The sequence below is a fragment of the uncultured Corynebacterium sp. genome, assembly GCF_945649885.1.
In the GTDB taxonomy this organism is placed as follows: domain Bacteria; phylum Actinomycetota; class Actinomycetes; order Mycobacteriales; family Mycobacteriaceae; genus Corynebacterium.
Genome location: NZ_CALZFS010000147.1, coordinates 1 through 6,088, shown reverse-complemented (window position 1 = coordinate 6,088; position 6,088 = coordinate 1). Strand labels below are relative to the sequence as shown.

4 protein-coding genes are annotated in these 6,088 nt (G+C 58.9%); 1 reads left to right on the top strand and 3 read right to left on the bottom strand.

All coding sequences use genetic code 11. The features are described from left to right. From Q0M74_RS12555 to obgE, 3 genes are all read right to left on the bottom strand, one after another. Positions 1–860, bottom strand: an 860-nt coding sequence (locus Q0M74_RS12555) for a D-isomer specific 2-hydroxyacid dehydrogenase family protein (protein ID WP_293954982.1), incomplete at its 3' end; no start/stop codon positions are given. Positions 861–946: 86 nt separating this feature from the next. After that, on the bottom strand, positions 947–2,056 hold the full coding sequence (gene proB, locus Q0M74_RS12550) for a glutamate 5-kinase (protein WP_293954984.1): 1,110 nt from the start codon (positions 2,054–2,056) through the stop codon (positions 947–949). Positions 2,057–2,379: 323 nt separating this feature from the next. Further along, positions 2,380–3,888 carry a GTPase ObgE gene (gene obgE / locus Q0M74_RS12545; protein ID WP_293954980.1) on the bottom strand — a complete coding sequence of 503 codons (1,509 nt, stop codon included), beginning with the start codon at positions 3,886–3,888 and terminating at the stop codon, positions 2,380–2,382. Positions 3,889–4,094: 206 nt separating this feature from the next. On the opposite strand from obgE, the gene Q0M74_RS12540 reads away from it, so the two are divergent. Then, complete coding sequence (locus Q0M74_RS12540; RefSeq protein WP_293954978.1) at positions 4,095–6,029, top strand: solute carrier family 23 protein; 1,935 nt, start codon at positions 4,095–4,097, stop codon at positions 6,027–6,029. Positions 6,030–6,088 lie beyond the last annotated feature (59 nt).

Sequence of the window (6,088 nt, the reverse complement as noted above, 5' to 3'; positions counted from 1 at the left end):
AGGGCGATGTTGCGGACGGTCAGGGGTCCGGTCAGGGAACGGATGCGTTCACTGGTGTTCGCCGTATGTGGCGTGATCACTACCTCATCCAAATCCCACAGCGGGTGTCCATCAGGCAGTGGTTCCGGATCGGTGACATCCAGGGCGGCGCCGGCGATGGTGCCGTTCTTGACTGCCTCCACCAGGTCATCAGTCACGATCAGCGGGCCACGGCCCACGTTAACCACCACTGCAGTGGGCTTCATCTTGGAGAGAGTTTCTGCATTGACGATGCCCGTGGTGGTCTCCGTCAGTGGCATGATCAGCACAAAATAATCAGCTTCAGACCAGACATGGTCTGCTTCTGCCATGGCGAAGGTCTCATCAGCCCCCTCCACCGGGCGGCCGGAATTATTGACAGCGATGATGCGGACGCCGAAAGGCTTCAGCAGCTCAATCAGACGCACTCCGATGCCACCTGCGCCCATGATGGCGACGGTCTTCTCATCATAAAGCCAACTTTTAGTTGCCTGCACCTCGTCTCGGACAGACCAGGTCTTCCGGCGGGCCGCAACATTGTGACGGTGTAGTTGGGCCAACAGGAGTGCCACTGAGGACTCCGCCACGGTATCAGCGTAGAGTCCACCGGCGTTCGCCCATCGTGCTTGATCCGTGACCACTCCCCGGCGCACCAATGCATCAATTCCCGCCATGGCTGCCTGAACGATCTTGATATTGTCCGGCAGCTCAGGGAACTCAGGTGCTGAACCATTGAAGAACAACACATCAGCATCATTGAGATCGGTGACATATTCATGTCCACCGGCCTCGATATCCGCAATGGTTTCTTCCCACTGATGCGGGGTCAGGATGAACTTCATCTGCACTACTCCTTTAAGTTACGGTCTTTGCCGTACCCCAAGGTAGCTAAAAAATGCTTGACGACGGGCTCCCCAACCCCCTCCGACTATGCCCGGCTGGCGTAGTTGGACAGATAGTCCGCATGGACGACAGGGCGCTGCATGTCATCCGGGAGCTCCTGGGTCTGTCTACCGAGCATCGGTTCCAGGGTCTCAGAATCGTAGTTGACTTCACCACGACCGATGATCTCACCCTTAGGTCCGAGAATCTCCACGATCTCCCCGGCGCGGAAATCACCGATGATCTCAGTGATGCCGACAGCCAGGAGGGATTTACCACCGGAGGTGACAGCGGTCATGGCACCGTCGTCCAGGCGGAGCTTTCCAGCGGTGTCTGCGGCGTATAGGGCCCAGAACTTCCAGGCGGAGATGCGGTCCTTCTTAGGGTGGAACACGGTGCCGACCTCCGCCTTGTCCAGTGCAGGGCCGATATTTGCTGCTGAGGTCAGCAGCACGGGAATGCCACTTCGGGAGGCAAGACGTGCCGCGGAGACCTTGGAGGCCATTCCACCGGTACCAACCTTGCCGCCGTCACCGGCGATGACACCCTTGAGGTCCCTGCCATCACGGACCTCAGAAATGAATTTTGCCCCGGGATCTTCAGGGTTGCGGTCAAAGAGTCCATCAACATCACTGAGAAGCACCAGGGCATCGGCACTGACGAGGTGGGCGACGATCGCGGCAAGGCGGTCATTGTCGCCGAAGTTCACACCTGTGGTGGCCACGGTGTCATTCTCATTCACAATGGGCACAGCACCCATGAGGCGGAGGCGGTCGATGGTGCGCTGGGCGTTGCGGGCACGGTCACGCTGGCCGGCATCGGCGGCGGTGAGCAGTACCTGGCCGATGGGGCGGCCATAGCGGGCGAAGGAGCGTCCCCACTGGTGCATCAGGTGAACCTGGCCAACGGCGGCAGCGGCCTGCTTGATATCTAAGTCTGTGGGGCGGGTGCTCAGGCCCAGAGGTGCCATACCTGCTGCGACCGCACCGGAGGAGACCACGATCAGGTCAGAATCTGCCTCCATGCGTGCCTGCAGGGCATTAACAATGGTGTTGATCCGATTGGGGTCAACAGTATGACCATCTTCATCGCTGGTCAGGGATGAGGAACCAATCTTCACCACCACACGCTTGGCAGTGGCGATACGGTCACGCATGCCGGACTCATGACCGAAGGCGGCACTGTCCTCGGTACCGGGGGACGGTGCCGGGAAACTGGCACCGACGCTGTCCTCCTGCCGGTAAGGGGTCACGGGCAGGCCCGTGACCGGTCCCACGGCCGTCGGCGTGGGGAGCTCGTCTCTCAGACGAACTGATTCAGGTACGTCGGCGGAGTTTTCGGAATCGGAATTGGCTGATGTCGATTGATTCATAGCCATTCCATCGTATACACCAAAAGTGTCTAATTCCGAGGAATGTCCAAAGGTTCGCCGATGGCGAACCCGGAAGCGGGTAAGCCATCAACCAATCGTTGGAAAATTTAGCCCTCCCAACGATCGCGGGACGCTTCTTCCCCATCACCGAAATCGAATTCATCGATGAGTCCTCGACGGACCTGGGAGGCACGCTTACGTTCCTCCGCAGAGGCACGGTCGGTCTGTTCGAAGCGGACGTCGGTACCACGCGGGGACACGCCTGGGTCCATACCTGCGGAGGTCATCGGCTCCCATTCGAAGGTGACGCCACCGATGGTGACCTCAGAGCCTGTCTGGGCCCCTGCCTTGCGAAGCCCCTGCTCAATACCGAGCTTGGCCAGACGGTCGGCCAGATAACCCACGGCCTCGTCGTTTTCGAAGTCGGTCTGCACGATCCAACGCTCCGGCTTCTCGCCGGTGACCAGGAAGCCACCAGGGTTCTCCGGGTCCTTGGTGATCTCAAACTGTGCACGACGACGAGCATCGACAGCCTTCGGCTTGATGATCACGGTCTCAGCCAGCTTCTCCTTCGGGCGCTTCTTACGTGCCTTCTGGACTACCTCAAGCAGGTGGTAGCGCAGTGGATCCAGCCCCTTGCGGGTGGCGGCGGATACGATGAACACCGGCCAGCCGAACTGCTTCTCGATGTCGTCCTTGAGGAACTCAGCAAGTTCCTCAGCTTCAGGGACATCAGCCTTGTTGAGGACAATCACGCGTGGGCGCTCGCTGAGGTCACCCAGGCCGGTATCTTCATCCAGTGCGGACTGATAGGCGGCAAGCTCGGCTTCCAGCGCCTCAATGTCAGAGATCGGGTCACGGCCCGGATCCATAGATGCGGTATCCACCACGTGGACCAGCACGGAGGTGCGCTCAATGTGGCGCAGGAAGTCAAGACCGAGGCCCTTGCCCTCTGACGCACCGGGAATCAGTCCTGGGACATCGGCCATGATGAAGGTCTGGTGTCCGACATCCACCACACCGAGGTTTGGCTGCAGGGTGGTGAAGGGATAGTCACCGATCTTCGGCTTGGCCGCTGACAGCACCGAAATCAGGGAGGACTTGCCTGCAGAGGGGAAGCCCACGAGTCCGACATCAGCCATGGACTTCAGCTCGAGGATGAGGTCATGCTGTTCGCCTGGCTCACCCTGGAGGGCGAAACCCGGTGCCTTGCGTGCACGGGATGCCAGGGCTGCATTGCCCAGGCCACCCTGGCCACCTGCTGCGGCGATGAACTTCATGCCGATGGTGGTCAGGTCAGCCAAGGTTTCACCCTTGGCATCCAGCACGACAGTGCCTGCCGGTACCTCAAGGATGAGGTCTTCACCCCGGGCGCCGTGGCGGTCAGCGCCGGCACCGTTGGTTCCACGTGGAGCCTTCACGTGCGGGTGGTAGTGGAAATCGAGCAGGGTGTGAACCTGGGGAGTCACCTCAAGGATGATGTCACCGCCATGTCCACCATTGCCGCCGTTGGGGCCGCCCAGGGGCTTGAATTTTTCACGGTGCACCGAGACACAGCCGTCGCCTCCGTCGCCTGCGGCGAGATGAAGAACAACGCGGTCAATAAAGCGGTTCATAAATTCGGTGTCACTCCTGATCAAAGATAAAACGGACGCTGAAACAAAATGCGCCTCAAGGTTCTTCGATCCTACCAGTGCCAATACCACAAATCACAGCTGTGAAAACAAACCTTCAAATTATTATTTTGCTGATGGTACCAAAAAGGGCACAATGTGGGTTGATAAATTTCATATCGAGGATGAAGGGACACCCTCCAAACGCCGTGACCACTCAAACCAAAGCCCGGAATACGCATCCGGTTGATCAGGTGCCACCAGCACCAAAATTAGCTGCATTGGGTTTGCAGCATGTGTTGGCGTTCTACGCAGGAGCGGTCATCGTGCCGCTGCTCATTGCGCAGTCGCTCAATCTGGATGCAGCCACCACGATCCACCTCATCAATGCCGACCTTCTCACATGCGGTATCGCAACACTGATCCAGTCCATCGGTATCGGCAAGCACATCGGTGTCCGTCTCCCGATTGTTCAGGGTGTGACTACCACAGCGGTGGCCCCGATCATCGCGATCGGCCTCGGCGTCACTGATGGTGAAGGTGGTGTGGCATCACTGCCGGCCATCTACGGTGCCGTCATCGTTGCCGGTCTGTTCACCTTCTTCGCAGCACCGGTCTTCACCAAGTTCCTGCGTTTCTTCCCTCCTGTGGTCACCGGTACGGTGCTGCTGGTCATGGGTACCTCCCTGCTGTCGGTGTCAGCCAATGACTTCGTCAACTACGCCGACGGTGTCCCCGAGGCCCGTGATCTTGCATACGGCTTCGGCACCCTGTTTGTCATCATCCTCGCCCAGCGTTTCCTACGTGGCTTCCTCGGCACCCTTGCTGTCCTGCTCGGACTGGTTGTAGGCACCGGTGTCGCCCTGGTTCTAGGGCATGCCAACCTGGATGAGGTGGGCAACGCTGATGCCTTCGGAATCACCACCCCGTTCTACTTCGGTGTCCCGGAATTCAACGTCATGGCGATCTTCTCCATGCTCATCGTCATGATCATCACCATGGTTGAGACCACCGGCGATGTGTTCGCCACCGGTGAGATTGTGCGCAAGCGCACCCGTCGTTATGACATCACCCGCGCTCTGCGTGCTGATGGTCTGTCCACCTTCATCGGTGGCATCATGAACTCCTTCCCTTACACCTGCTTCGCCCAGAACGTCGGCTTGGTCCGCATCACCGGTGTGAAGTCACGCTGGGTGGCAGCATCTGCCGCTGTGTTCATGATCATCCTCGGTGTCCTGCCGAAGGCCGGTGCCATCGTCGCATCCATCCCTTCCCCGGTTCTCGGTGGCGCGTCCCTGGCATTGTTTGCCAACGTCGCCTGGGTCGGTCTGCAGACCATCGCCAAGTCCGATCTGCGTGACAGCCGCAATGCGGTCATCGTGACCTCAGCACTTGGTCTTGCCATGCTGGTCAGCTTCCGTCCCGATGTTGCTCAGGCATTCCCTGAGTGGGCCCAGATCTTCGTTTCCTCCGGCATGTCCGTGGGTGCGATCACCGCCATCGTGTTGAACCTGCTCTTCTTCCACGTCGGCCGCCAGTCCGGTTCCAATGTGGCCACCTCGGCTTCTGGTAAGAAACTCAATTTGGATCAGGTCAACCAGATGGACCGCGTACAGTTCGTGGAAACCCTCGCACCACTGTTCAACAGCCAGACATGGCCGCTGGAAACCGCGTGGGAATCTCGTCCTTTCGCCAATGTCACCGCCCTGCGCGAAGCCATCCAGGTGGCTGTTCTCACCGCTCCGATGGAGTCCCGTGAAGCTCTCATCCACGACTACCCGGACATGTCCCAGCTGATGATGGCCACTGAGGATGAAGCCGCCCAGATCTCTCAAGACCGTGGTTCCATTGGTCTGGAGGAGCTTGATGATGTTGATAGTGAGAAGCTGCTCACCGTCACCAATCAGTACCGTGAGCGCTTCGGCATGCCATATGTCGCCTACTTCGACACCACCGACACCGTGGAAGACGTGGTGGCGGAAGGCTTGCGCCGTCTGGATAACTCAGATGAGCAGGAGCACCGCCAGGCACTCAGTGAGATCATTGAGATTGCCAATGACCGCTTCGACATCGTGTTGGAGGATGCCAACCCAGCCCGTACCGAATTCGACCGAAAGTTCACTGACACTGACTTCATGAGCTAGTTTCTGAAGCCCAGTTCACAGGAAGCGGGGCAGTTGACCGATTTAAAATCACACCCTAA

What these genes read in the sequence shown, in the direction of transcription:
- obgE (WP_293954980.1), bottom strand. Translation starts at nt 3,888, where the DNA reads ATGAACCGCTTTATTGACCGCGTTGTTCTTCATCTCGCCGCAGGCGAC.
- proB (WP_293954984.1), bottom strand. Translation starts at nt 2,056, where the DNA reads ATGCGTGACCGTATCGCCACTGCCAAGCGTGTGGTGGTGAAGATTGGT.